Annotated in this window: 1 protein-coding gene; it reads right to left on the bottom strand. The window is 78.9% G+C overall.

Features of this window, described 5'->3' with window-relative positions; all coding sequences use genetic code 11:
* Window positions 1-562, bottom strand: a 562-nt coding sequence (locus CM1CMNOD_RS17220; RefSeq protein ID WP_431607663.1) for a 2-phospho-L-lactate guanylyltransferase, incomplete at its 3' end; no start/stop codon positions are given.
* Window positions 563-577: the final 15 nt, after the last annotated feature.

The raw sequence follows: 577 nt of genomic DNA, 5'->3' as shown, positions 1-577 counted from the left end.
CGGACAGGACCTGCCTGGTCCAGGGGCCGACGCCCAGGCTGACCGCCTCCCACAGGTGCTCGACCGTGTCCACGTCACGGCGCAGGCCACGGACGGACCCGCCGAGCGGCCCGGTCAGGTCCCGGGCGCCGGAGCGGATGTGTGCCGCGCGGCTCGCCGGCCCGAACCGGGGCGCCAGCGGTGTGCCGGCCGCGGCGGCGAGCAGGACGGTGCCGGTACCGTCCGCGTCCGCGACCAGGCCACGGCCGCCCGCCGGCACGGCCAGCAGAGCCGCGCGCAGGTGGGCCGGGCGCAGCGCGGGGATGTCGGCGGACAGGGCCGCGACACCGGCGTCCGGCCACCACCGCGCGGCCAGGGCCGCGCCGTGCGCCAGGGCCGCGTTCAGACCGGTGTCAGGCATGTCGGGGACGACGACGATCCGGCCGCCGGCTGCCGGGGTACCTCCGGTCAGTGCGGCGCCGTCGGTCGCTGGGGCGCCGTCGGTCGCTGGCCGCCCGGTGGGGCCCGGGCCCGACAGGGCGGCCATTCCGGCCCGGGCCACGCCGTCGTTCGTCACGATCATGACGGTTTCGACCGT

The sequence above is a fragment of the Protofrankia symbiont of Coriaria myrtifolia genome (assembly GCF_900634755.1).
Classification (GTDB): domain Bacteria; phylum Actinomycetota; class Actinomycetes; order Frankiales; family Frankiaceae; genus Protofrankia; species Protofrankia coriariae.
Note: the sequence above shows the minus strand (reverse complement) of the source record. Positions and strands in the feature narration are given on the sequence as shown.